The sequence below is a fragment of the Rhodococcus ruber genome (assembly GCF_016804345.1).
GTDB classification, from domain to species: Bacteria; Actinomycetota; Actinomycetes; order Mycobacteriales; family Mycobacteriaceae; genus Rhodococcus; species Rhodococcus ruber.
This window is the reverse complement of record NZ_CP044211.1, coordinates 90789-113879: the sequence shown is the minus strand read 5'-3', so window position 1 is coordinate 113879 and position 23091 is coordinate 90789. Positions and strand designations below refer to the sequence as shown.

24 protein-coding genes are annotated in these 23091 nt (G+C 70.8%); 8 read left to right on the top strand and 16 right to left on the bottom strand.

Translation table 11 applies throughout. The features are described 5' to 3' along the window. Nucleotides 1-5 precede the first annotated feature (5 nt). The 10 genes from F1734_RS00565 to F1734_RS00520 form a co-directional block, all read right to left on the bottom strand. The gene (locus F1734_RS00565) at nt 6-875 is read right to left on the bottom strand and encodes a LysR family transcriptional regulator (RefSeq protein ID WP_026137612.1); all 870 of its coding nucleotides are present in this window, start codon (nt 873-875) and stop codon (nt 6-8) included. 4 nt (nt 876-879) lie between these two features. Beyond that, nucleotides 880-1755: a LysR family transcriptional regulator gene (locus F1734_RS00560; RefSeq protein ID WP_010594106.1), complete on the bottom strand. Its 876-nt coding sequence runs from the start codon at nt 1753-1755 to the stop codon at nt 880-882. A 4-nt stretch (nt 1756-1759) separates the two neighbouring features. Continuing rightward, nucleotides 1760-2818, bottom strand: coding sequence for an MBL fold metallo-hydrolase (locus F1734_RS00555; protein WP_010594105.1), 1059 nt, complete (start codon nt 2816-2818; stop codon nt 1760-1762). Then, complete coding sequence (locus F1734_RS00550) at nt 2815-4377, bottom strand: long-chain-fatty-acid--CoA ligase (RefSeq protein WP_203011224.1); 1563 nt, start codon at nt 4375-4377, stop codon at nt 2815-2817. Before F1734_RS00550 ends, F1734_RS00555 begins: the two co-directional genes overlap by 4 nt. A gap of 273 nt (nt 4378-4650) precedes the next feature. After that, nucleotides 4651-5934, bottom strand: a complete 1284-nt coding sequence (locus F1734_RS00545) for a TerD family protein (RefSeq protein ID WP_040269938.1) — start codon at nt 5932-5934, stop codon at nt 4651-4653. 17 nt (nt 5935-5951) lie between these two features. Next, a complete protein-coding gene (locus tag F1734_RS00540) occupies nt 5952-6809 on the bottom strand; it encodes an HAD family hydrolase (RefSeq protein WP_225222737.1) in 858 nt (285 codons plus the stop codon). Nucleotides 6810-6844: 35 nt separating this feature from the next. After that, the gene (locus tag F1734_RS00535) at nt 6845-7951 is read right to left on the bottom strand and encodes a cysteine protease StiP family protein (RefSeq protein ID WP_064066797.1); all 1107 of its coding nucleotides are present in this window, start codon (nt 7949-7951) and stop codon (nt 6845-6847) included. Next, a complete protein-coding gene (locus tag F1734_RS00530; protein ID WP_203011223.1) occupies nt 7948-9219 on the bottom strand; it encodes a phosphoribosyltransferase family protein in 1272 nt (423 codons plus the stop codon). The genes F1734_RS00535 and F1734_RS00530 overlap by 4 nt, the downstream gene beginning before the upstream one ends. Next, the gene (locus tag F1734_RS00525; RefSeq protein WP_238424069.1) at nt 9216-10406 is read right to left on the bottom strand and encodes an HpcH/HpaI aldolase/citrate lyase family protein; all 1191 of its coding nucleotides are present in this window, start codon (nt 10404-10406) and stop codon (nt 9216-9218) included. The genes F1734_RS00530 and F1734_RS00525 overlap by 4 nt, the downstream gene beginning before the upstream one ends. Then, complete coding sequence (locus F1734_RS00520) at nt 10403-11524, bottom strand: hypothetical protein (RefSeq protein WP_026137611.1); 1122 nt, start codon at nt 11522-11524, stop codon at nt 10403-10405. Before F1734_RS00520 ends, F1734_RS00525 begins: the two co-directional genes overlap by 4 nt. A gap of 233 nt (nt 11525-11757) precedes the next feature. Here F1734_RS00520 and F1734_RS00515 point away from each other — a divergent pair, with 233 nt between their 5' ends. From F1734_RS00515 to F1734_RS00505, 3 genes are all read left to right on the top strand, one after another. Next, on the top strand, nt 11758-12333 hold the full coding sequence (locus F1734_RS00515) for a TerD family protein (protein ID WP_017680109.1): 576 nt from the start codon (nt 11758-11760) through the stop codon (nt 12331-12333). A gap of 124 nt (nt 12334-12457) precedes the next feature. Then, nucleotides 12458-13546, top strand: coding sequence for a DUF475 domain-containing protein (locus F1734_RS00510; protein WP_203011222.1), 1089 nt, complete (start codon nt 12458-12460; stop codon nt 13544-13546). Nucleotides 13547-13627: 81 nt separating this feature from the next. Continuing rightward, nucleotides 13628-14308, top strand: coding sequence for a TerD family protein (locus F1734_RS00505; protein WP_010594096.1), 681 nt, complete (start codon nt 13628-13630; stop codon nt 14306-14308). 45 nt (nt 14309-14353) lie between these two features. Here F1734_RS00505 and F1734_RS00500 read toward each other — a convergent pair whose 3' ends face one another. Then, nucleotides 14354-15355, bottom strand: a complete 1002-nt coding sequence (locus F1734_RS00500; RefSeq protein ID WP_203011760.1) for an MBL fold metallo-hydrolase — start codon at nt 15353-15355, stop codon at nt 14354-14356. A 125-nt stretch (nt 15356-15480) separates the two neighbouring features. Between F1734_RS00500 and F1734_RS00495 the strand changes: the two genes are divergently transcribed. Beyond that, nucleotides 15481-16485 carry an NAD-dependent epimerase/dehydratase family protein gene (locus tag F1734_RS00495; protein ID WP_064065633.1) on the top strand — a complete coding sequence of 335 codons (1005 nt, stop codon included), beginning with the start codon at nt 15481-15483 and terminating at the stop codon, nt 16483-16485. Nucleotides 16486-16491: 6 nt separating this feature from the next. On the opposite strand, the gene F1734_RS00490 is transcribed toward F1734_RS00495, so the two are convergent. The 5 genes from F1734_RS00490 to F1734_RS00470 form a co-directional block, all read right to left on the bottom strand. After that, on the bottom strand, nt 16492-18321 hold the full coding sequence (locus F1734_RS00490; protein WP_048771380.1) for a sugar phosphate isomerase/epimerase and 4-hydroxyphenylpyruvate domain-containing protein: 1830 nt from the start codon (nt 18319-18321) through the stop codon (nt 16492-16494). Nucleotides 18322-18462: 141 nt separating this feature from the next. Continuing rightward, entirely contained in the window at nt 18463-18921 is a 459-nt protein-coding gene (gene aroQ / locus F1734_RS00485) for a type II 3-dehydroquinate dehydratase (protein WP_003938779.1), read from the bottom strand. Nucleotides 18922-18976: 55 nt separating this feature from the next. Next, the gene (locus F1734_RS00480) at nt 18977-19972 is read right to left on the bottom strand and encodes a LacI family DNA-binding transcriptional regulator (RefSeq protein WP_010594091.1); all 996 of its coding nucleotides are present in this window, start codon (nt 19970-19972) and stop codon (nt 18977-18979) included. Between the two features lie 127 nt (nt 19973-20099). Next, a complete protein-coding gene (locus F1734_RS00475) occupies nt 20100-21041 on the bottom strand; it encodes an aldo/keto reductase (RefSeq protein ID WP_230831592.1) in 942 nt (313 codons plus the stop codon). 112 nt (nt 21042-21153) lie between these two features. Continuing rightward, the gene (locus tag F1734_RS00470; protein WP_010594089.1) at nt 21154-21576 is read right to left on the bottom strand and encodes a MerR family transcriptional regulator; all 423 of its coding nucleotides are present in this window, start codon (nt 21574-21576) and stop codon (nt 21154-21156) included. A 144-nt stretch (nt 21577-21720) separates the two neighbouring features. Between F1734_RS00470 and F1734_RS00465 the strand changes: the two genes are divergently transcribed. The 4 genes from F1734_RS00465 (at nt 21721) to F1734_RS00450 (ending at nt 23089) form a co-directional block, all read left to right on the top strand. Beyond that, nucleotides 21721-21861, top strand: a complete 141-nt coding sequence (locus F1734_RS00465; protein ID WP_156525143.1) for a hypothetical protein — start codon at nt 21721-21723, stop codon at nt 21859-21861. 81 nt (nt 21862-21942) lie between these two features. Continuing rightward, nucleotides 21943-22125 (top strand): hypothetical protein, encoded by a 183-nt coding sequence (locus F1734_RS00460; RefSeq protein WP_003938777.1) that lies wholly within the window; start codon nt 21943-21945, stop codon nt 22123-22125. 85 nt (nt 22126-22210) lie between these two features. Then, a complete protein-coding gene (locus tag F1734_RS00455; RefSeq protein WP_010594088.1) occupies nt 22211-22741 on the top strand; it encodes a DinB family protein in 531 nt (176 codons plus the stop codon). 159 nt (nt 22742-22900) lie between these two features. After that, the gene (locus F1734_RS00450; RefSeq protein WP_003938775.1) at nt 22901-23089 is read left to right on the top strand and encodes a hypothetical protein; all 189 of its coding nucleotides are present in this window, start codon (nt 22901-22903) and stop codon (nt 23087-23089) included. The last annotated feature ends 2 nt before the right edge of the window (nt 23090-23091 follow it).

Sequence of the window (23091 nt, the reverse complement as noted above, 5' to 3'; positions counted from 1 at the left end):
GCGCGTCAGCGCCGGCGTACCAGGTCGACGAACGCCTGACCGACCGCCGACAGAGAGGCGGGGTCGAAGGCGAGTCCGTACGCGCGCGCCAGCCGCGGTTCGCATGCGCGGACCACGACCCGGTCCCCGGCGGCCTCGGCGGGTACCCGATCCACGATCGACCCGCCGAGTCCAGCCGCCACCATCGGCAGCCGGACCTCGCGCTGGCCGACGAGCACGGAGATCTCCGGCCGGGCGCCGGCCGCGCGCAGTGCCGATTCCACCGCGTCGACCATCGAGGCGCCCGTCGGCGCGAACACCATGGGAATGTCCGGCAATTCGGACAGGTGGATCGGGCCCTCCGGAACCTCGAACCCCGGCGGATACGCCAGCCAGTACTCCTGTTCGCCGAGTTCGATCACCTCGAGTCCGTCACCGCCCTCGAGCGGCAGGTGCGCGACGACGAACTCGCAGTGGCCATCGCGAATCAACGACGCGACCTGCTCCTCGTCGCGTAGCGGCGAGAGCCGCACCGCCACTTTCGGATACTCGCGCCGGAACCGGGCGATCAGTTCCACCAGCGGTCCGACGGACAGCGACGGGAACGCCATGATGTCGAGCCGGCCCGCGACCGCGCCGTCGGACGTGGTCAGCAACTCCTCGACGGCGGTCACGTCGCGCAGGATCTGCCGGCTCGGGCCGACGAGGCTGCGCCCGGCTGCGGTGAGGACCATGCCGCGGCCGATGCGGTGGAACAGCTCGACGCCGAGTTCGCGTTCGAGGCTGCGCAGCGCCTGCGACACCGTCGGCTGTGCGACGCCGAGCGCGGCCGCCGCCCCGTTGATGCCGTTGTTCTCGACGACCGCGAGGAAGTACTCCACCTGCCGGAAATCCACAGTCCTACGCTCCCTGTCGCAGTGTCGAGGCGACCTCGAGGAACGCCGCCGCGGCCGGCGACGGCTCACCCGCACGCAGCACCAGCCCGACCGGCCGCGTCAGCGGCGGTTCCAGGGGCCGCACCGTCACCGTGGGCATCTGCTGTTCGGCCACCGGCCTGGGCACCACCGTCGCGCCGGTGCCCAGGCACACCAGCTCCCATGTCGCCGCCGGGTGGGCGCAGTCGACGACGACGTTGGCGGCGTTCTCGGCAAGCAACTCGCCGGCCTTCGCAGCGTTGGTGCGATCACCGACATCGACGACGAGCGGCACGTCCCGCACACGGACGCGCGGGACCGGATCCGGCAGGTCGGCCGCGAGGTCGTGGTGGAGGGCGAGCACGAGTTCCTGTTCGAACAGCGGCACGGTGATCATGCCGGCGTGTTCGACCGACAGGTCGGTCACCCCGATCTCGGCCTCCCCGCGTCGCAGCGCGGTGTGCACACCGCCCGGGCCGTCCGCGTCGACGATCCGCACCAGGATGTGCGGGTAGCGATCACGGAAGCGGCGCGCGAGCTCGATCATCGGATCGAAGGAGAACGACGAGTACGTCACCACGTCGACGCGGCCCGAGACGAGTTCGCGTACCGCGGCCACCTTCGCCTTCGCACGCTCGACGTCGGCAAGGATCCGGCGGGCCGCTACGTCGAGGCGGCGTCCGTCCTCTGTCAGCGTGAGCCGGCGTCCCGTGCGGTCGAACAGGGTTGTGCCGAGCCGACGTTCGAGAGTCCGGATGGCCTGCGACAGCGACGGTTGCGAAATGTAGAGGGACTGGGCGGCCTTCGTGATCCCACCTCGGTCGACGACCGCGACGAAGTAGGTGATGAGGTGAAGGTCCACTCGCTTATCGTACGGGGGTGGCCACGGCCGGCGTCCAGCGGTCCGGATCGGTGCCGCATCCGGTGACCACTCCCCGGTCGGCGAGAACCAGCAGGTGGGCGTCGGTCTCGCGCACCGCGAGCCGGCGCAGCCGCGGCGACATCGTCTCGAACGGCCGGGACCACGAGATCCGGGTGGAGACCTCCCATGCCGTGGATCCGGGATGCCGGGAGACGACGTCGGCGATCTCGTCCAGCCGTTCCTCGTGGTGGCCGAGCAGCGCCTGCGCCCGGGAAGCGACACCGCGGAAACGGTATTCGTGCGCGGGGAAGACCTCACCGTCGGGCAGGCCGACGGTGGCGTGCAGCGACAGCAGGTAGCGGTGCAACGGATTCGGCAGCTCACCCGGGATGGTGGAGATGTTGGGGCTGATGCGGGGGAGCATGTGGTCGCCGCTGAACACCAGTTCGTGGGTGTCGTCGACGAAGCACAGGTGACCGGGGGTGTGGCCGGGCGTCCACACGGCGCGCAGATCCCAGCCGGGCAGGTCGAGGGGGGTGCCGTCGTCGAGTACGACGTCGAGCGATTCGCACGGCCCGAAGCGGACCAGTTCCATGACCTCGCCCGATCGGACCTCCTCGGGCGCTCCGAGCCGGGCCAGCTGCCGGGCCCACGACGCGGCGTACCCTTCCCGGTCCGTCGCGGTGTGGTGGCCGAGCAGCGACGCGTCGGCGGCGTGCATCGCCAGCGCGGCACCGCTGACCTCGCGCAGCCGCGGCGCCAGACCGAAATGGTCGGGGTGCAGATGGGTGATCGCCGCGAACCGGACCTCGGTGACGTCGTGCCCGGTCTGCCGGATCCCGTCGACCAGGGCCTGCCAGGACTGTTCCGAGTCCCAGCCGACGTCGATCAGGGCCAGGCCGTCGGGCAGGGCCAGGGCGTAGACCAGCACGTAGCGCAGCGGATTGTTCGGCATGGGCACGGGAATCGACCACAGCCCGGGCCGGACCTGCTCGACCGGCGGCAGCTCACCGCGCCGCCACGCCTCCTGCTGCACGACGCCGACGACCTCGACCGCCGTCATGACACGTCCTCCGCGAGGCTGTCGCGCAGCGTGCGTTTGAGGATCTTGCCGCCGGCGTTGCGCGGCAGCTCGCTCACGAAGTGGATGCGCTGCGGCTTCTTGTAGGAGGCGAGCCGGCCGATGGTGAACGCGACCAGTTCGCTCGCGTCCGGCGCGGCGGTACCGTCGGCCACCCGCACGACGGCGGTGACGGCCTCGCCCCACTTGCGGTCGGGCACCCCGATCACGGCGACCTCGGCGACGGCGGGATGCTCGGCGAGCACCGACTCCACCTCGATCGGGTAGATGTTCTCGCCGCCGGTGATGATCATGTCCTTCACCCGGTCGGTGACGAACAGGAAGCCGTCCTCGTCGAGGTGGCCGGCGTCGCCGGTGCGCAGGAACCCGTCGTCGGTGAACAGCGCCGCGGTCTCCTCCGGGCGCCGCCAGTAGCCGGACGTGTTGTGCCGGGAGCGGCACACGATCTCGCCGGACTGTCCGACCGGCAGGTCCTCCCCGGTCACGACGTCGCGGATGGCGATCTCCACCCCGGGCATCGGGCGGCCCGCCGAGCGCAGCAGGTAGGAGCGCGGACCGGTCGGGTCGTGGTCCTCGACGCGCAGTGCGGTGACGGACCCGCTCGTCTCCGTCATCCCGTAACGCTGGACGAAGCCGCAGCCGAGGGTGCGCACGGCGCGCCGCAGCATCGTCGGGGTGACCGGGGAGGCGCCGTAGAAGATCAGCTGCAGGCTCGACAGGTCGAACGAGTCCAGGTCGGTCAGGTCGAGCAGCATCTGCACGGTCGCGGGCACCAGGAACGCGTGGGTGATGCCATGCTGCTCGACGAGCGAGGCGACGGTGCGCGGATGGAACTCGCCGAGCAGGACGGCGTGCACCCCGGCGGACAGGCAGGTGCTCAGCCAGCCGGCGCCGGCGATGTGGAACAGCGGCATCGCGTTCAGCGCCACCGACTCGGGCTGCCAGTGGTAGATGCGCTGCCCCTCCTCGTCGTTGTGGAGGTTGCGGTGCGTGATGAGCACGCCCTTCGGCGTGCCGGTGGTGCCGGAGGTGTAGAGCTGCAACAGGACCGCGTCGGGATCGTCGCCGCGGCCGGGATCGTCGTCCGTGCCGCTACCGGCGAGTCGTTGCCACGTCCACGCCCCCGGCAGCAGCTCGTCGCCGGGTTCGGCGTCGACGAGGACGACGGGCAGGCCGGGCAGCGCGGCACGGATCGCCTCCGCTGCCGCGGCGAACCCGGATTCGACGACGAGCACGTCGAGTTCCGCGTCCTCGGCGATGCGGGCGGCCTCCGCCGGGGTGAGCCGCCAGTTCAGGGGGACGAACACCAGCCCCGCCTTCCCGCAGGCGACGAACGTCTCGGCGGCCTCGAGGCGCATGCGCAGCAGGGCCCCGATCCGCCCGCCGCGCCGGGCCAGCCCGTTCAGGGCGGTCGCGACCCGGTTGGTGCGCCCGTCGAGCTCGGCGAAGGTGACGGTGGTGTCGCCGCAGGTCAGTGCGAGTGCGTCCGGCCGTTCCGCCGCGTGCTGCCGGACCCGCTGCGGAAGGTGCAGACCGCTCACATCACACTCCTCGTTCCGTTCGGCGAGCGCCTCGATGCCGGGCCCGCCGTGCCCGATCAGTCGACCACCGCCGCGTCGAGGGGACAAAGTCCAAGATCCACAGCGACCGATAGCGAGTGCCTATGTCGGGGGTCGGGCAGTGGGCGACTGTCCCTGCGCGTAGAAGTGCTTCTTGCGCGGGTACGGACGCGCGCAAGGAGCACAACCCCGCGCGGATGTCCGGTTCGACCCCGGGCTCAGCGCCCCAGCGCCGTGAATCTCCCCGTCACGGCGTCAGGACACCAGGAACCGGCCGAGTTGCGGCGCGGCCTCACCGGGATGCTTGGCCTGGATCCCCTCGCCGATGGCCTGGAGCTTCCAGTCCTGCCCCTGCCGGTACACCTTGGCCATCACCATGCCGGTGAACGGCATGCCGCCCTGCAGGGTGTAGCGGGCCAGCTCGGCGTTGTTGGTGCCGTCCACCAGCCGGCAGAACGCGTTCGCGACCTGCTCGAAGGTGTGGCCCTTGTACGAGGTGACGATGAACATGACGGTCGTGATGTGGGCGGGTACGCGGGTGAGGTCGACGAGCACGACCTCGTCGTCGCCGGCGCCCTCGCCGGTGAGGTTGTCGCCCTGGTGCTGGATCGAGCCGTCCTTGGAGCGCAGCTGCCCGTAGTACGCGACGTCGACGAGATTCTGGTCGGCGAACAGCACAGCCGACGCGTCGAGGTCGATGTCGGCGGCACGATTGCCGAACAGGCCCCGCTTCGCGACCGGGTCCCAGCCCAGCCCCATGCGCAGGTAGGTCAGGGCCACGCCGCCCTCCTTGCGGAGGGTGACCTTCTGGCCCTTGACGAGGCTGACGGGCCGGCTCTTGGTGAGGCTGACCTCGGGCTGGGCGTCCGGCGCCGGTTGCGGCGCGGAGGCCTGCACGTACGGCTGCGGCGGGGCCGGCTGCGGGTAGGGCTGCGGGGCGGTCGCCGGCGGGGTGGCGTAGGCCGGCGGGACGGGCGGCGCTGCCGGGGGTGCAGGCGGGACGGGCTGCGCCGGTTGCGGGGCGGCGGCCGGCGCGTCGTCGACGCTCACGCCGTGGTCGGTCACGAGGGCGGCGAATCCGCCCGCGTAGCCCTGGCCGACGGCTCGGACCTTCCAGGTGCCCTGCCGCCGGTACAGCTCGAGGGCGATCACGATCGACTCGCTGCTCAGGCCGTCGATCCGGTACTCGTAGAGGACGGTGCCCGCGGTGTCGGCGACCCGCGCGGTCGGCGGGGCGAAGCGGCCGAAGCTGCTCGACGCGTCGTCGAGGGTGATGACCGCGCGCACCTGGTCGATGTCCGCCGGCACCTGGTTCAGCGACACGGCCAGCGAGGCGGCCTGTCCGGGAGCGCCCGGCACGAGCCGCACCCCCGGCCCGGTGGGCTGGTTGAAGAAGACGAAGTCGGCGTCGGAGCGCACCTTGCCGTCGGGCTTGACCAACAGGGCAGACAGGTCGGCCGGGGTGGTCAGCTCGAGCGAGACGACGACGTCGGTGGCGGTGAGGGGGCCGTTCTGACCCTTGGCGAGAGATACGGGCACGGGTGGGGTCCTCACTGTTACTGGAAACTCGGTCTCGGGAAACTCGGTCTCGGGAAATGCGGGGCGTCATTGTCACTGTACGAAGCCGCGCCGATCCGGGCGGATCGGGCGAACCAGGCGAGGATCTCCTCGCCGGCCCGGATCCCCGCCTGCCGGGTCACCGTCAGTGTCGGGTGCCGCCAGTCCAGCGCCTCGAGTTCGCCGTGGCGCGGCCGGATCGCGGCGTCGGCGGCGGTCAGCATCTCGGCGTCGAGCGCGCCGTCCCCGGCGGCGAGTACGACGGCGTCCGGGACGAGCGTGCCGTCGTCGACCAGACGTCGGCGGACCTCGGCGACCGCGCGGCTCTTGCACACCGCCGACGGCATCGTGTACAGCTTGCGGCCCTGCTGAGACGCGTTCCATCCGCGGCGCCGGCACCAGTGGTCCCATTCGTCGAGGAAGCCGACGGGCTGCGCGGCGACGTCGATCACGAGATAGCAGAACAGTTCGTCGGCGACCCGGAACTTGTGCACCCAGTCGTCGGAGATGCGGCGGCGCAGTTCGGCGGTGACCTCGTCGAGTCCGGCGCCCTCGGTGCGCACGGCCGTGTCCACTGCCTGCCGCCAACCGGCGTCCGGTACCCCGTCGGCGAGGATCATGCCGCCGTTGCTGGTGATCGCGTACCGCCACGGCGCACCGGGCAGGTCGATGCGCCGGAACTGTTCCGGGGTGCGCGTGGTGGTCGGCACCACCACCGCCGCGGCGGCCAGGTCGCGCAGGCCCTGCGCGGACGTGACGGTCAAGTACGACAGGGGCGCGCCGTCGTAGTGCTCGACGCACACCAGATCGCCGTCCGGGACGGGCGATTCGCCCATCGCGGCGCGCGAGTAGATCATCGTGCGGTCGAGGTCGGTGGCGACGAGGGTGGTGGTCACGGCAGATCCTTGATCAGGCCCATGCACGAATACGCCAGGTCGGGAACGACATCCACCGGCACGTCGCGGGCTGCGGCGAGCATCCGGATGTGCGCGTGCTCCTCGGCGTCGGCCTCGCGGACCAGCACCCGCCACGGCACGCGCCGCAGCAGCACCCGGGTGGTCTCGCCGACACCGGGTTTGACGTGGTTGACGGTGGAGATGCCGTACTCGGCCCGCACTTTCTCCACCGACTCCCAGCCCGCCCACGTGGGGGTGCGATCGGAGCGCAGGATGTTCCCGGCGGCGGTGACCGCGGCGTCCCGGTCGCCGAACTCGGCCGCGACGGTGTCGAGGAGGACGGCCGAGACGTCCTCGCCGGCGAGTTCGGCGTAGAACTTCGCGCCGTGGAACTCGCCCGGACCGATCAGGGTGTCGTTGAGGACGGTGCGTGAAACCAGTCCGGACACGGTGGAATTCAGGCATGCCGAGGCGATGAGGAAGTCGTCGCGGGTGCCGTAGGTCCGCACGCAGTACCCGGGGTCGGCGAGCACGGCGAGGTCGTCGGAAAGCTCCGGGCCGCCCGCGGCCCGGTACTCGGCCAGTGCCGCCGTGAGTTCCCGGGCGATGGCGCCCTTGCCGGTCCAGCCGTCGACGAACACCACCGAGGCCGGATCGTGTCGTGCCGTCACATGGTCGAGGGCGGCGAAGTCGATACCACGGCCCCGCACGATCGACACCGCGTAGTGCGGCAGGTTCAGCCCGTGGTGCCGCTGCGCCCAGCGACGGATCAGGATCCCGACGGGAGTGCCTGCGCGGGCCAGCGATACGAGCGTCAGGTCCCGGCCCCGTTCGGCGAGCAGCAGTTCGGTCACGGTACCGACGGCGTGCGCGAGGCGCCCCGCCGTCGCGGCGAGCACCTTGTCGAACAGCTCGCGGTAGGCGGCATCGGGTTGGTATTCGATCGGCAGCGACTCGGCGTAGTGGGCGAGGCCCGCCTGGATGCGGCGCTCGCGTTCGGCGACGTCGGCCTCGAGTGCGACGTGTGAGAGGTCCTTGAGGAGCCAGCTCACCTCGTCCGGGGCGTAGGAGCCGAAGCCGGGCCCGGTCAACGGGGTCGTCATCGTTCCTCCCGGTCGGCGCGCAGCACGGCGGGATCGGTGGCGGGCACGACGGCCACGACGACGTCCTCCCCGGCGGCTGTCAGCACGTCGAGCAGCCCCCCGTCGGCGCGCAGACGGTCGGTGTCGGCGGGAGCGTCCACCACGAGCAGCAGCTGTGCGCGTTCCCCCTCCGGCCACCGCGCGTTGTAGAGGTAGCGCGGGACGTCGTCCGGTTCGGGTGCGGTGAAGGTGAATCCGCGGCGCAGGGGGTAGCCGGGTACGTCCCGTACGTATGCGGGGGAGCGGGTGGTGGTCTGGAATCGTGTGGCGACGCCCCTGCGGGCGAGCGCGTCGGCGAGGCGCAGCGGCAGGTACATCAGCTCCTCGTGGCCCACGACGACGACCGGCCTCCCCGGCGACAAGGCGGCGGTCACGGCGTCGGTGGCGCGGTCGATCGCGGTGTCGAAGGCCGCGGTGTCGGTGCGCAGGAACCCGTGCCGACCGCCGTCGGGCACGACCGCCGGCCACGGCAGCGTGACGAAGGTGTACGTTCCACGTTCCGGTGCAACCGGATTCAGGTCCGGGTCCGGTAGCGCGCCCACCCGCTCGGTGAGTCCGTCGGGAAGAACGGTGTGCCCCGTCGCAAGGCTCACGTGGTCGATGCGGACACCGAGCCCGGTGGCCGCTTCGGCGACGGCGCGACGGTGTTCGGCGGTGCGCATGTCCACCAGCGACGCGACGACGTACCGGGCGCGGGGACTGTGCCGGTGCAGGGCCCGGATGGCATCGACCGCAGTTGCCCCGGTGGAGATCTCGTCGTCCACCAGGACCAGCGGCGCGTCGTTGGCGAACAGCCCCGGCGACGTCGGCTGGAGCAGGTGCGACGTGGCGTGCGAGTGGCCCTCCTCGAATCCGGCGAAGGTGCCGGCACCGGGCACGTCGCGGCGGGTGGAGTGCAGGTAGCAGCGTGCCCGCAGCCGGCTCGCCACGCAATGGCCCAGTCCCGTTGCGGTTTCCGCGAAGCCGAGGACCACCGCATCGGACGCGGCGGAGCCGAGCAGGTCCGCGACGAGATCGCCGAGCCGGTCGCCCGCGCCGATCACCGCGGCCGGTTCGGTGGGGATGTGCTTGCCGAGGACGGTGGAGACCAGCAGGTGCGCGCGACGAGGATTGCGGCGCAGTCCCGGCACGACGAGGTCCGGCACGGTGTCGCCGGTGGCCGACGCGAGGTGTTGCAGCTCGAGCCCGAACTGTTCCGTCGCCCAAGGCGACCGCACTCCGGTGATCACCGGTCCACCAGTGCCGTCAGCAGGTCCACGAAAGTCACTCCCTTGTTGGTGACGCCGAACACCGACGCGCGCAGCAACGTCTGCTCCGCCCAGGTGCGGTGCGGGCGCCGCTCGTTCATCTTGTTGCGGTATCCGGAGGCCTGTACGCCGCCCGCGTCACCGCCGAGGATGTCGATCGCGTCGTGGTACTCCTCGTGCGTCACGGCGGACAGCGCGTGCACGGCCGCCACGTGCGAGGGGTGGATCACGGTCTTGCCCTGGATGCCGTTCGCCCGGTCCAGGGCGATCTCCCGCAGCAGGCCGTCGAGATCCCGGCTGACGAGCTGCTGCCGGAACAGCACCGCGTCGTGCTCGGCGAACGGCGTGGCCCGCAGCATCGGGCGGAACATGCGCTCGTGATCGGCGAAGTACTCCCAGACCGGACCGGTGATGACGAATCCGGTGCCGTCGGTGCGGCCCAGGTAGTTGACGACGTCGGCGATGACGTCGACCACGACCCGCACGTCGTAGATGGTCAGGTCGCGGTCGCGGCGGATGCCGAAGGTGCCGCACATGTCGGTGGCGCCGATCCGCACGGCCAGCACGCGGTCGCGGTGCCCGGCGAGGAGCGCGGCGATCTGCTGGAGTTCGCCGTCGCGGGTCTGCCGGTGCACCAGCTCGGCGGATTCGAGCACCGGCATCGCGTACAGCGGCTTGCCCAGCCGTTCCGAGGCCGCAGCCACGGCGTCGAGGAACGCCGGACCCGACGCCGCGGTGAACTTGGGCAGGACGAATCCGGTCAGCGCGGCGACGCCCGGTCCCAGGGTGTCGGCGATGCGGTCGACACCGTCGGGGGTGCGCACCCGGACGAACAGCAGCATCGTCGCGGCGGCGGTGCCGGCGAGTGCGTCGAGGGTGGCGACCGCGTTGCGCAGGCCGTCCTCGACCTCGTGATCGGCGACGGCGTCCTCGAGGTCGATCACCATCGAGGCGACGCCCTCCCCGCCGCGGCGCGCGACCGTGGCGGCGAGATCCGAGCGGGTGGCGGGCACGTACAGGGTCGCCCCGAGCGCGACGGCGAGCCGCTCACGCTCGTCGGCATCGGAGAACGGTTGCGGCGGATGCAGGAACAAGGTGTCCCGGGTCGCGCCGTCGAGGTGGTGGAAATGATGCATCGTGCGCATGTCGGTGAAGGTTCCCCCACTCATACCTCGTCCGTTCGTCCTCTCATTCGTTGCACCACACCGGCGATGAAGCGCGAAACGGCGTCGAGCTCCCGGACGTACGCCCAGTAGTCGGGGTGTACTCCGGTGAGCGAACCGACTGCCCTGTCGATCCGATCGAGCTGCGCGTCGAGCACCGAGCCCCATTCTGCGGTCAACCCCCTTTGGACCGCGAGTTGTTGCGCGTCGCGCAGACGGAACCGTACCTGCTCCACCTTCGCGGCCGGATCACGGCGGACCTCGCGGAGGACGGACAGCCGGTCGGTGACGGCGTCGACGTACCGTTCGGCCTGGGTGAGCGATGCCCGGGCCGCCGCGGTCAGCTCCAGCGCCTGTTCGGGCCGGTTCGCGGCCGCTGCCGTTCGCGCCGCGGACACGTCGGCGTCGGCCCGGTCGAGGAACTCGCGGGCGGCGCGTTCGTTGCCGGCCAGGTCAGCCGAGCTGGCGGCGTTGAACTCGCGCAGCAGCGCCGAGAACGCCGGCGCCAGGCTCTCGGCACGGGTGCGGACCGCCGACAGCCGGGTGGTGACCGATGCCACAGCCTTCCGGGCGGACTCGGCTCGGTCCGGTGCCTGCGCGAGGGCGCGGCGCAGGGCGGTCGCCGCCTCCTCGGCTCGTCGTGCCGCGGTTCGGACCGCCCCGGTTCCCACGGCCGAATCGAGCGCCCGGATCTCCGCGTCGAGCGTGTCCGCCGCGGCCCGCACGGACGGGTAGTCGGCGTATGCCGCATGCTCGGGTGCGGTCACCAGTGCCGCCGCGGCCTGCGCCTCGGTACGGACCTGCCGGGCGAGCTGCGGCACGGTCCGGGCCACCGCGACCGAGTGCTCGAGGTGCGCGCGGTGGCGGTCGTAGAACTCGTCGAGGGTGCGGGTGGCGAGACCGATCTGCTGCAGGGCCTGTTCGTAGGCCGGAGCGGGGGCGAGCGGATCGGACGGTTCGGTGCGGGAGAGGTGCAGGTACGTCTCGGCCGCGCGGTAGCACGCTTCGCGGACGGGTTCCCATTCCCGCCGCAGGCCGCGCTGCGGGGCGAGTTCGTGCGAGGCCGTGACTCCGGCCTCGGCGACGGATTGGCGCCGGTCCATGTCGAGGAACGCGGCGACCATCGCGTCGTAGGCGCGCAGCGCCAGCGGATCGTCGGTGCTCCCACCGCCGAAGAGGCGGCGCGTCCATCGGCTCGCCACGCCCCGAATGGTACTGGTCCGCGCCCTTCGGTCCCGTGTGCATGCGGAGCGCGGGGGCGTGGGCGCGCATCAGCTATTAGGGTGGTGGGACACGCGCAAATCGGGCGTGCCCGCCCGGGCACCTCGTCCGGACCGACAGATCGAAAGGACCCCGCATGGGCGTCAGCTTGACCAAGGGCGGCAACGTTTCCCTCACCAAGGAAGCGCCGAACCTCACCGCCGTGGCCGTCGGCCTCGGCTGGGACATCCGCAGCACCACCGGTGCCGACTTCGACCTCGACGCCAGCGCGATCGCGACCGGCGCCGACAAGAAGGTGGTCTCGGACCAGCACTTCGTCTTCTTCAACAACCTCAAGTCCCCGGACGGCTCGATCGAGCACATCGGCGACAACCGCACGGGCGAGGGCGAGGGCGACGACGAGGTCGTCAACGTCGACCTGACCGCCGTGCCGGCGAACATCGAGAGCATCTTCTTCCCGGTCTCGATCTACGACGCCGACTCCCGTAGCCAGTCGTTCGGTCAGGTCCGCAACGCCTACATCCGCGTCGTCGACCGCGCCAACGGCAACGAACTGGCCCGCTACGACCTGTCGGAGGACGCGTCCACCGAGACCGCCATGGTCTTCGGTGAGCTGTACCGGCACGGTGCGGAGTGGAAGTTCCGCGCCATCGGCCAGGGCTACGCGTCCGGCCTGGCGGGCATCGCCCGTGACTACGGCGTCAACGTCTGACGTTCCTCCGGACCCCGGATCCGGCCCCCGGCTTCGTCGCCGGGGGCCGCTTTCCTTGGGTCACCGATAGTTTGCTGCAGTAACCACCCTGCACCGCCCGATCCAGACAGAAAGGCCACGCTTCGTGGTTCTGCGCATTTTCGGCATATCGTTCGCCGTCACCGTCGTGTCCCTGGTGGTCGCCTTCCTCTACGGCGGACCCCAGGCACTGTTCCTCGCCGCGATCCTCGGCGTCCTCGAGGTCTCGCTCTCGTTCGACAACGCGGTCATCAACGCCACCGTGCTGCAGCGGATGAGCGAGTTCTGGCAGAAGATCTTCCTCACCATCGGCATCCTCATCGCCGTGTTCGGTATGCGGCTGATCTTCCCGCTGCTCATCGTGTGGATCGCCTCCGGCCTCGGTCCGGTCGAGGCACTCGACCTCGCCCTGAACCCACCGCCGAACGACGCCGCGTACTTCCCTGACGGAAGCCCCAGCTACGAGACGATCATCACCGAGGCACACCCGCAGATCGCCGGCTTCGGTGGCATGTTCCTGCTGATGCTGTTCCTGAACTTCATCTTCGAGGAACGTGAGATCAAGTGGCTCGCGTGGCTCGAGCGTCCGCTCGCGCGGGCCGGCAAGCTCGACCAGCTCGAGGTCGTCGTCGCGTCGGTGCTGCTCGTGCTGACCGCCACGATCCTCGCCCCCGAGGACAAGGTCTCCACGGTGATGATCGCCGGCGTACTCGGCATGATCACCTACATCGCCGTCAACGGCCTCGGCGAGATGTTCCACATCCCCGAGGAGGGTGAGGAAGAAACCGCCGGCGGGCCCAGCCAGCTGGCCAAGGCCACCGGCAAGGCGGGCTTCTTCCTGTTCCTCTACCTCGAGGTGCTCGACGCGTCGTTCTCCTTCGACGGCGTGATCGGCGCATTCGCGATCACCTCCGATCCGATCATCATCGCGCTGGGCCTCGGTTTCATCGGCGCGATGTTCGTCCGCTCGATCACGGTGTTCCTCGTCCGCAAGGGCACCCTGTCGGAGTACCGCTACCTCGAGCACGGCGCGCACTGGGCGATCGGTGCGCTCGCGTTCATCCTGCTGTACTCGATCGGCCATCACGTGAACGAGATCATCACGGGTCTGGTGGGGGTCGCGCTCATCGGCGCCGCATTCGCCAGCAGCATCCGGCGCAATCGTCAGGAGATGAAGGCGCCGGTCGCCGCCTGACCGCACGACATCGATGGGAACCTGCGATCGGTTCGAGCGATCGCGGGTTCCCATCTTCGTATCCAGGGAAAGGTTCCATCCATGGCAATCGACTACACCCGGCCCCCGAAGAACCCCGGCGACAGCACGGGCGGAGTCGACCCGAGCAAGATCAGCCTCACCAAGGCAGCCCCGACGGTCGATCTCGCCAAGTCCGGAAGCGGGATCACCCTGGTGAACCTGAACTGGTCACAGACCGGATCCCCGACCCCACCGAAGAAGGGATTCCTCGCCAAGCTCACCGGCGGCGCGGCGGGCCGCGGCGTCGACCTCGACCTCGGCTGCCTCTACGAGCTCGCCGACGGCTCGAAGGGTGTCGTCCAGGCCCTCGGCAACAGCTTCGGTGCGCTGCAGAAACCTCCGTTCATCGCGCTGGACGGCGACGACCGCACCGGCGCCGTCTCCGCCGGTGAGACCATGCGCATCGACCTGGGACAACCCGAACGATTCCGCCGGATCCTGATCTTCGCGATGATCTACGAGGGCGCCCCGAACTGGGCGGCAGTGGACGGCGTCGTCACCCTCACGCCGCCCTCCGGGCCGCAGATCGAGGTGCGCCTCGACTCGCCGAACAACGGTGCACGGATCTGTGCCATCGCGATGCTGCAGAACACCGGCCGCGAGATCAGCGTCTCGCGGCTCGTCGAATACGTCGACGGCAGCCAGTCCGACCTCGATCGTGCCTACGGCTGGGGCATGAACTGGGCGCCGGGCCGCAAGTAGCCACGTCTGCACACAACTCCGGCGTCCGTGCCGATCACGCGATCCTCACCGCGTGACGGACAACTCGCGTAGCAGCGTCTCGGCGTCGGCGAATGCCCCGGCCCGTCGCGCGACGGTGGGCGGCGCCGGGGGATGCCCGCCCCACCCGTGGAACAGCGTGCTCAGACTCAGGACGATCCGCTCCGGATGGATCCAGTCGTCCCACCGGACGAATTCGGGATCGCGCACCAACTGCCGGGCCGCCTCGAGCGGCCCGGCGCCGCGCGCGTACTGTTCCCGGCCGGCCTGCTCGAGCCACACCCAGTAGGCGCGCAACTCGCGGATCTCGTCCGGTCCGCACAGCGGCCCGTGGCCCGGCACGTAGACGTCGGCGTCCAGGGCCAGCAGCCGATCGATCGCGGCGATCCAGTTCTCCAGCGGTCCGTGCCACAGAATCGGCGTCGAGCCGATGAACAGCAGGTCACCGGCGAAGACCACGCCGGCGTCCGGCACGTGCACGATCGCGTCTCCGGCGGTGTGGCACGGCCCGAGACGCTCCAGCATCACCGGACGTTGTCCCACCTCGAGCCGCAGATCGGTGTCGAAGGTGTGGTCGGGCAGCCGGGGCGACCGCCACGGCAGGTGGGCGCCGCCCGGCACCCGGCGCATGTAGGCGGCCGCGGCGCCGATCCGGCCGGGCACCGCGCCCAGCCACCGGCCCGCCGTCGCCAGCGCCGCCACCGCGGCCGGCGGCAGATCCTCGCGCATGCCGCGCAGCGCGGCCGCACTGGTCGTGATGCGGGTCGCCGCCGGCAGCGTGTCGTTGCCCCACCAGTGGTCGCCGTCCGAGTGGGTATTGACGGCCTCGGTGATCGGTGCCCGCGCCACCAGCGGCTGCTGCGCCTCCGCGATCCGGCCCGCCAGACGGGTGTCCCACGCGGTGTCCACCACCAGTGACGCCGTGCCCGCATCGACGACGAGCCCGGTGTTCGCCTCGCCCCAGCCGCCCGGCGCCCGCACGAACGCCCACACCCCGTCGCCGATCTGCGTCGATCCACCGTCGTCCACGATTCGCCCCCTGTCCACGGTCGCGGAGAGTCTAATGGCAGGCGCCGGACCGGAGGTTTGCTCCTCGACCGGCCCGGGAACGCGGTACGGGTCGCACGGACGACGGCACGAGCGAGGGGATTCTCATGGGCACGACAGTTGCGGTCACCGGACCTACCGGCGAGATCGGCAGAGCCGCCGTCGCGGCCCTCGAACAGGATCCGCGCATCGACCGGATCCTCGGCATGGCACGAAGCCCGTTCGACCCGGCCGCACACGGGTGGACCAAGACCGAGTACCGGCAGGGTGACATCCTCGACCGCAGCGCCGTCGACGCCCTCGTCGCGGAGGCCGACGTCGTCGTGCATTTGGCGTTCGTCATCATGGGTTCGCGCACCGAGAGTCACCGGATCAACATCGCGGGCACCCGCAACGTCTTCGAAGCCACGGTCGCCGCGGCCCGGCCGCGACGCCTCGTGTACACCTCGTCCGTCGCCGCGTACGGCTATCACCCCGACAATCCGACCCCGCTCTCGGAGGACGTGCCCACCCGCGGCTCGCACGAGCACTACTACTCCGAACAGAAGGCCGAACTCGAGCGCGTCCTCGGCGAGGTCACCCGCGGATCGGATCTCGAGGTGTTCGTGCTGCGGCCGTGCATCGTCGCGGGACCGAACGCGACCGCCCTGGCCGACGCCATGCCGTGGCGGCAGCTCGCCGAGCACGTGCCCGAGACCGTCCGCCACGCCGTCGGTGCCCTGCCCCTCCCGCGCCCGGTGTTCCCCGACCCCGGCCATCCGCTCCAGCTCGTGCACCACGACGACGTGGCGAGCGCCGTGGTCGCGGCGGTGACGTCCGACGGGCCGCCCGGCGCGTACAACATCGCCGGGGAGGGGGTGGTGTCGCTGTCGGAGGTGGCGACCGCGCTCGGCGCCCAGCCGATCCGCGTCCCCGCCGCGGTCGCGACGGCGGCGTCGGCCGTGGTGGCGCGGCTGCCGTTCATGCCCTCGATGATCGAGTGGATCCACACCGGCCGCACGTCCGTCGTGATGGACACGACGAAGGCCCGGACGCAGCTCGGCTGGCAGCCGCGCTACACGGGTGCCCAGACCCTCGCGGCACTCGCGCAGGCGGTGGGTGAGGCCCGGTAGCGGCGGTCAGCGTCGCGCGGCCGCATGCGCGGCCATGCGGATCGGGGCGTTGACGGTGCCGTGACCCCGGTAGCCGCCGCGCCGCTGCACCAGTTCGAAGAACACCCGGGCGCTGACGACCTTGGTGAACACCTGGAACAGCTCGCCGCCGTCCTCGTCCCGGTCGTAGAGCACGTTGTATTCCCGAAGGGCGGCAAGTAGTTCCGGATCCGGGGCCAGGCGCGCATCCAGATCGTCGTAGTAGTTGCGGGGGATCTCGAGCACCGGCGCTCCCGAATCGCGCAGGGCGCGGGCAGATTCCACTGCATCGTCGACGCCGAACGCGATGTGCTGGGGGTGCCGCACGCCCGGCGCCCATTCCCCGCGCCGGAGGACGGGGGCGACCAGGCCGACCTCGAAGCCGTCCGCGGCGAGGACGCGGCTGCGCACCAGGCCGAACGGCCCCGCGTATTCGGCGGACTCGGCGTCGGTCAGGCCCAGCACCGAGCGGTAGAACAGCGTGGCCTCGTCGAAGCGGTCGTAGGCCTGGGTCAGCTCGACGTACTCGGTGCACCGCACGCCCACCGCCGTCGACGGCGTCGTACCGGTGGGACGGAAGTCGTTGCGCCAATCGGCGGTACCGTGGTCTCCGGACGACAGGAACAGGGCGGTGCCGTCCGGGGAGACCACCGCGGACAGCGGTGCCTCTCCGGGGCCGACGACCCGTGCCAGCTGCGGTGCCAGCAGCTCGTGGGCGTGCCGGGTGACGGCGCCGACGTCCGCGACCTCGATCCCCAGAGCCGTGACGGCCGCGCCCTCGGCCGCGCTGTGGGCGGGGTTCGAGGTGTTCACCAGCACCCGCGCGTCCCCCTGCTCCCACAGCTCCACCGGCTTGCTGTGATGCCGGCCCGAGTGGGTGAAGCCGAGCGAGGCGAGAGCCGCACGGACCGGCTCCGCGGCGGTGGGCGGGGTGCCGATCTCCGTGAACGCGTGCCCACGCACCTGCACCGGGTCGGGGTCACCGTCGAGACGCAGTTCCAGATCGAGCAGCGAGCGCATCGCGTCGGTCGCCGTCGGCACCGGCGCCGACTGGCGGAACACGTCGTTGAACACCTCGAGCGAGAGCGGACCGGTGTAACCGGCCGCGAGGACGTGCCCGACGAGCCCGGCGAGATCGAACTCGCCCTCGCCCGGGAACACCCGGTAGTGGCGACTCCACTGCAGGACGTTCATGTCCATCTCCGGTGCGTCGGAGAGTTGCAGGAAGAAGATCTTCTCGCCCGGGATGTCCGCGATGCCGGCGACGTCCTTGGTGCGGGAGAAGATGTGGAAGCTGTCGAGACACAGGCCGAGGGCCGGATGGTCGGCCCGGCGCACGATCTCCCACGAGCGCTGCCAGGTGTTCACGTGGCGGCCCCACGCCAGGGCCTCGAAGGCGATCCGCAAACCGCGCTGCGCCGCCGCATCCGCCAGTTCCCGCAGCTGCGCGGCGGCGAGGTCGACGTCGTCGACGGTGTGCGGCGAGACCGACGAGCACACCAGCACGAGGTCGGTGCCGAGTTGTTCCATCACGTCGAACTTGTGCCGCGCGCGGCGCATGTTGCGGGCGTGGATCTCGGCCGGGACGGCCTCGAAGTCGCGGAAGGGCTGATACAGCGGGATGCTCAACCCGAGCTCGGCGCAGCGCTCGCGCACTCCCGCGGGCGTGAGCGGGGAGCCGAGCAGGTCGGGTTCGAACAGTTCGATGCCGTCGAAGCCGGCGTGGGCGGCGGCGACGAGCTTGTCCTCGAGGGTGCCGGACAGGCACACCGTGGCAATTGCCTTGGCGCGCTTGGTTCCAGGACGGGGATGGGTCATGGTCGGGCTCCTCCACGACGGCCGCCTGGGCGGGCGACCGCGGAATCGGGGACCGGTACGCCGGGGCGGGTTCGCCGCGGCGGTATCGGTTCGGACGGCTCGCTGCGGGTCACGCGCGCGAGGGGTCGGTGACGGCGCCGGTTACGCCTGCGTCGTGCGCTGGGCGACGAGTGCGCGCAGCGCCCATTCGTAGCCGGCGACGCCGAGGCCGACGATGATCCCGGAGGCGACCGGGGAGATGTAGGAGTGGTGGCGGAACTCCTCGCGGGCATGGACGTTGGAGATGTGCACTTCGATGAGCGGCACGTGCGCGCCCTTGATCGCATCGTGCAGGGCCACCGAGGTGTGCGTGTAGGCACCCGCGTTGAACACCACGCCCAGGGATTCCCCGCGGGCGACCGCGGCGCCCGCGTCGTGGAGCGCATCGATCAGGACGCCTTCGTGGTTGGACTGCCGGAAGTCGATGTCGACGCCGAGTTCCTTGCCGACGTTGCGGCACAGGGTCTCCACGTCCTCGAGGGTCTGCGCGCCGTACACACCGGGCTCGCGGGTGCCGAGCAGATTGAGGTTGGGGCCGTTGAGTACGAGCACCGAGGTCATGAACGAATCTCCTTCGCTTTCTTCGAATTCCGAGGCAGTGCCCCGAAACGGTCTGTCAGCCGACGGGCAGGCCGGCGGTCACGGTGCTCGAACGCACGACGAGGTGGGTGCCGAGTTCCACGGGTCCGGCGTCCGGTGTGGTCTTTCCGTCGAGTACGTCGCACAGCAGATCGATGGCCGCCACACCGGCCTCGTCGAATGCCAGATGCACGGTGGTCAGCGGCGGCGAGGTCATCTCGCAGAGCCACGAGTCGTCGAATCCGACGACCGAGTAGTCGCGGCCCGCGCGCAGTCCGTGCTCGGCGAAGCCCTGCATGAGGCCGACGGCGGCCTGGTCGTTGTACGCGACGACGGCCGTCGTGCCGGCGTCGACCAGTTCGTCGGCCGCGTTCCGGCCCGCGGCGACGAAGTCGGGCTCGAGGGGGCCGAGCACCGTGCCGGTGATGCCCCGGGCGGCGCAGGCCGTGGTGAAGGCGGTCAGGCGCCGCCGCTGGGCGAGCCAGTAGTCGGGACCGCCGAGGTATGTGACGGCGGTGTGCCCGGCGTCGGCGAGGTGGTCCACCGCCTGGGACATGCCGTCGTCGGAGGTCAGCAACACGGCGGGCAGCTGCCCGCAGGTGTGGTTGACCAGCACGACGGGGGTGACCCGTGCGAGATCCTCGAGGTCGGCGTCGGACATGCGGGGGGCGATGAGCACCAGTCCGTCGACCTGCCGGGCGATCGCCCGGACGAGGTCGAGTTCGTCGGCGGACCGGCCTTCGCCCGCCGCGACGAAGAGGGAGTAGCCGCGCTTGCGCGCCCGGTCCTGCGCGGTTTCGACGGCGGGACCGAACACGGGATTGCGGATGTCGGGGACGAGGAAGCCCAGGTTGTGGGTGCGGCCGAGGGCGAGCGAGCGGGCGGTGGGATTCGGGGTGAAGGACAGTGCCTCTGCCGCGGCGAACACCTTCGCGCGGGTGTCGGGACTGACCGCTTCCGGCCGGGAGAACACACGGGAGACCGTGGCGGTCGAGACGCCGGCGCGCGCCGCGACCTCGCGAAGCGTCGCCATGGGTCCTCCTCCGGGGTGGGGTCCCCCCACTGTGCAAGCGGTTACATCGCTTTGTCAAGGGTGGATGTAATCGCTTGCACGGAGGATCGGCGTGGGCGTCGCCCGTCCCCGGCGGGCGACGCGTCGCTCACGCGTCGATGCTGGACATGTCCCCGTAGCGCGCCCCGGCGACCGCCTCCCGGGGCACCGCCGACTCGATCGCGCCCAGCACCTCCGCGGTGAGCGACACGTCCACGGCCGCGATGTTCTCCTCGAGGAAACGCACCCGCTTCGTCCCGGGGATGGGGACCACGTCGTCACCCTGAGCGAGGACCCATGCCAGTGCCAGCTGACCAGGGGTGCAGTTCTCGGACCGGGCCAGGCGGCGGACGGCGGCCACGAGCGCCAGGTTCGCCTCCAGCGCCGCACCCTGGAATCGCGGGAAATAGGCGGTGCGGCGAGAATCCGAGCTCTCGAGATCGGACGGTGCCGTGATCGCGCCCGTCAGGATGCCGCGCCCGAGCGGCGAATACGGCACGAGCCCGATGCCGAGGTCACGCAGAGTCGGCAGGATCTCGTCCTCGATGTCGCGGGTGAACAGCGAATACTCGGTCTGCAACGCGGTGATCGGGTGGACGGCGTGGGCCCGGCGGATCGTCTCCGCGGATGCCTCCGACAGACCCAGATGGCGGACCTTCCCGGCCTGCACCAGTTCGGCCATCGCGCCGACGGTGTCCTCGATCGGCACGGTCCTGTCCACACGGTGCTGGTAGTAGAGATCGATGTGGTCGACGCCGAGGCGGCGGAGCGACGCGTCGCAGGCCGTGCGGACGTACTCGGGCCGGCCGTTGACGCCGAGGCGGGTGCCGTCCTCGGCGCGCTCGTTGCCGAACTTGGTCGCGAGGACCACGCGGTCGCGGCGATCCGCGACGGCGCGGCCGACGAGCTTCTCGTTGGTGAACGGGCCGTACATGTCGGCGGTGTCGAGCAACGTCACGCCGAGTTCGAGGGCCCGGTGAATCGTGGCGACGGCATCGGCCTCGTCCCCGGCGCCGTAGAACTCGGACATGCCCATGCATCCGAGCCCCATCGCCGAGACCGTCAGCGGCGACGCGGTGCCGAGCGTGCGGGTGCCGAGTGGGGGCCGAGAGGTGTTGTTCGTGGTCATGGCGTCGAGTCAAGACCTTCGAGCGCGCTCGAAGTCAAGCGCGAGCGCTCTCGCACGGTCCGTCGTCGAGGCCGCTCGTCCGGGAGCGATAGATGTCGATCTTGCCGTCGATCGCGGCGAGGTGCTCGGTCACCTGATCGAGCTGGGTGAGCACCCGTGCCCGGTGCGCGCGGAGCAGCGCGAGGCGGTCCTGTTCGTTGCCGCTGCCGGCCCGGCAGAGGGCCGCGTACTCGCGGATCTCGCGGATCGGCATGCCCGTCGCCCGCAGCCGGGTCAGCAACACCACCCAGGCGAGGTCGTCCTCGGTGTAGAGCCGGTGGCCGGAGGAGGAACGGCCGATCTCGCGGAGCATGAGGCCGTCGCGCTCGTAATAGCGGAGGGTGTGGGTGGTCAGACCGGTGCGCTCGGCGGCCTCGGCGATGGTCGCAACGGTCGTCGCGGAAGGGGCGGTCGTCATGGCTTCATGATCCGCCTCGGGGTGGTCCTGCGCTCCGCAGGCGATCCGGGGTGGCCGCATCGGCACCACAGGGTGCCTGTCGCGGCTCCGGACGGCGGCCGACGATGGGCGAACCCCGTCCCGCACCATCGTCAGGAGACTGCCATGAAGACCCGGATCCGCACCACCGTCGCGGTCGTCGCGACCTTGTTCGCCGTCGTCGTCGGTACCGCAGGCGCCGCGAACGCCGCCACTGCGAGCCCGTCCGTCAGATGCGGCCACGTGACCATCCACTGCCCGGGCTGAGCGCGGCCGGCGTCGGGGACGTCGCCGTCCCCGGCGCCGCCCCCGTCGGCGCCGGGGACGGCCCTCCGCGATGATGAGCAGATGATCGAGACACCTGTGATCGTGGGCATCGTGTCCATCTGCATCGGATTCGTGCTCTTCGTGCTCGCCGCGAGCGGAACCCGCGGCGGATGGAACCGGAAGCTGACGATCACGCTGTTCGTCCTGTCGGTCCTGTTCCTGACCCTCGTCCCGGTGACCGGCGCGGTCTTCTTCGCCACCTGACTTCCGATCGAGGACCGAACTCGTCCGCATTCCCGCCTACCGTCGTCGTAGCAGGAGAATCGACCTCACGAAGGGCGGAAACGAGATGACCGAGCCGACCGGAGAACGCGCCGACATCCTCGACATCCTGGCCGAACAGCGGAAGACGTTCCTGATCACCCTCCGCGACCTCGACGACGAGCAGGCCCGCACCCGCAGCACCGTCAGCGAGCTGACCCTCGGTGGGCTGCTCAGGCACGTCGCGACCACCGAGCAGCACTGGATCGACACCATCCGCACACTCGACGACACCGCCGAGTTCGACATGGAGTCCGCGATGGAGCAGTACTTCATGCGCGACGACGACACGGTCGCCGGACTGCTCGAACGGTACGAGGCGATCGCGAAGGAGACGGAGGCGTTCGTCGCCGGCCTCGAGGACCTCGACCTGCCGGTGCCGCTGCCGACCGCGCCGTGGGCCCCGGAGCGGCAGTGGTGGAGCGCCCGGAAGGTGCTGCTGCACATCATCCGGGAGACCGCCCACCACAGCGGCCACGCCGACATCATCCGCGAATCCCTCGACGGCGCGAACACCACCAGGCAGCAGGGCGCCGACGCGGGGATGACCTTCGAGTAGCCGAGTCGTCGCTGCGCCGCGCGCCGCGGTGCTCGATGCGCGCGTGAGGACGCGCGCAGGAAGCACTTTCGGGCGCGAGGTCGCCGCCGAATCGCGGCGATCGGCGACACGCGGTCGGATGTCCTTGGTGCTCGCGGTTTCCGGGAGCAGTATCGGCCCATGTCGGCACTCTGGGACGAAGACGGCCGCGTCGCCTGGGAACTGCACGCGTCCGGGTGGGACTGGGAGCAGATCGGTCGCGAACTCGCGTGCCCCGAGCACATCGCCCGCGAGATGTGCGAGAGACACGGCGCGGTGCTCGCGGAGCAGGCGCAGCAGGACCATCCGACGCTGTTCGACCTGCCCTGACA

Bases quoted from the DNA above. Each gene is read 5' to 3' on its own strand.
- F1734_RS00475 (WP_230831592.1), bottom strand. From the start codon at position 21,041: ATGGGGCTCGGATGCATGGGCATGTCCGAGTTCTACGGCGCCGGGGAC.
- F1734_RS00460 (WP_003938777.1), top strand. From the start codon at position 21,943: ATGATCGAGACACCTGTGATCGTGGGCATCGTGTCCATCTGCATCGGA.
- F1734_RS00470 (WP_010594089.1), bottom strand. From the start codon at position 21,576: ATGACGACCGCCCCTTCCGCGACGACCGTTGCGACCATCGCCGAGGCC.
- F1734_RS00480 (WP_010594091.1), bottom strand. From the start codon at position 19,972: ATGGCGACGCTTCGCGAGGTCGCGGCGCGCGCCGGCGTCTCGACCGCC.
- aroQ (WP_003938779.1), bottom strand. From the start codon at position 18,921: ATGACCTCGGTGCTCGTACTCAACGGCCCCAACCTCAATCTGCTCGGC.
- F1734_RS00520 (WP_026137611.1), bottom strand. From the start codon at position 11,524: ATGGTCGCCGCGTTCCTCGACATGGACCGGCGCCAATCCGTCGCCGAG.
- F1734_RS00450 (WP_003938775.1), top strand. From the start codon at position 22,901: ATGTCGGCACTCTGGGACGAAGACGGCCGCGTCGCCTGGGAACTGCAC.
- F1734_RS00490 (WP_048771380.1), bottom strand. From the start codon at position 18,321: ATGACCCATCCCCGTCCTGGAACCAAGCGCGCCAAGGCAATTGCCACG.
- F1734_RS00525 (WP_238424069.1), bottom strand. From the start codon at position 10,406: ATGAGTGGGGGAACCTTCACCGACATGCGCACGATGCATCATTTCCAC.
- F1734_RS00540 (WP_225222737.1), bottom strand. From the start codon at position 6,809: ATGATCTACTCGCGCGCCGCGATGGGCGAATCGCCCGTCCCGGACGGC.
- F1734_RS00535 (WP_064066797.1), bottom strand. From the start codon at position 7,951: ATGACGACCCCGTTGACCGGGCCCGGCTTCGGCTCCTACGCCCCGGAC.
- F1734_RS00505 (WP_010594096.1), top strand. From the start codon at position 13,628: ATGGCAATCGACTACACCCGGCCCCCGAAGAACCCCGGCGACAGCACG.
- F1734_RS00455 (WP_010594088.1), top strand. From the start codon at position 22,211: ATGACCGAGCCGACCGGAGAACGCGCCGACATCCTCGACATCCTGGCC.
- F1734_RS00495 (WP_064065633.1), top strand. From the start codon at position 15,481: ATGGGCACGACAGTTGCGGTCACCGGACCTACCGGCGAGATCGGCAGA.
- F1734_RS00465 (WP_156525143.1), top strand. From the start codon at position 21,721: ATGAAGACCCGGATCCGCACCACCGTCGCGGTCGTCGCGACCTTGTTC.
- F1734_RS00515 (WP_017680109.1), top strand. From the start codon at position 11,758: ATGGGCGTCAGCTTGACCAAGGGCGGCAACGTTTCCCTCACCAAGGAA.
- F1734_RS00555 (WP_010594105.1), bottom strand. From the start codon at position 2,818: ATGACGGCGGTCGAGGTCGTCGGCGTCGTGCAGCAGGAGGCGTGGCGG.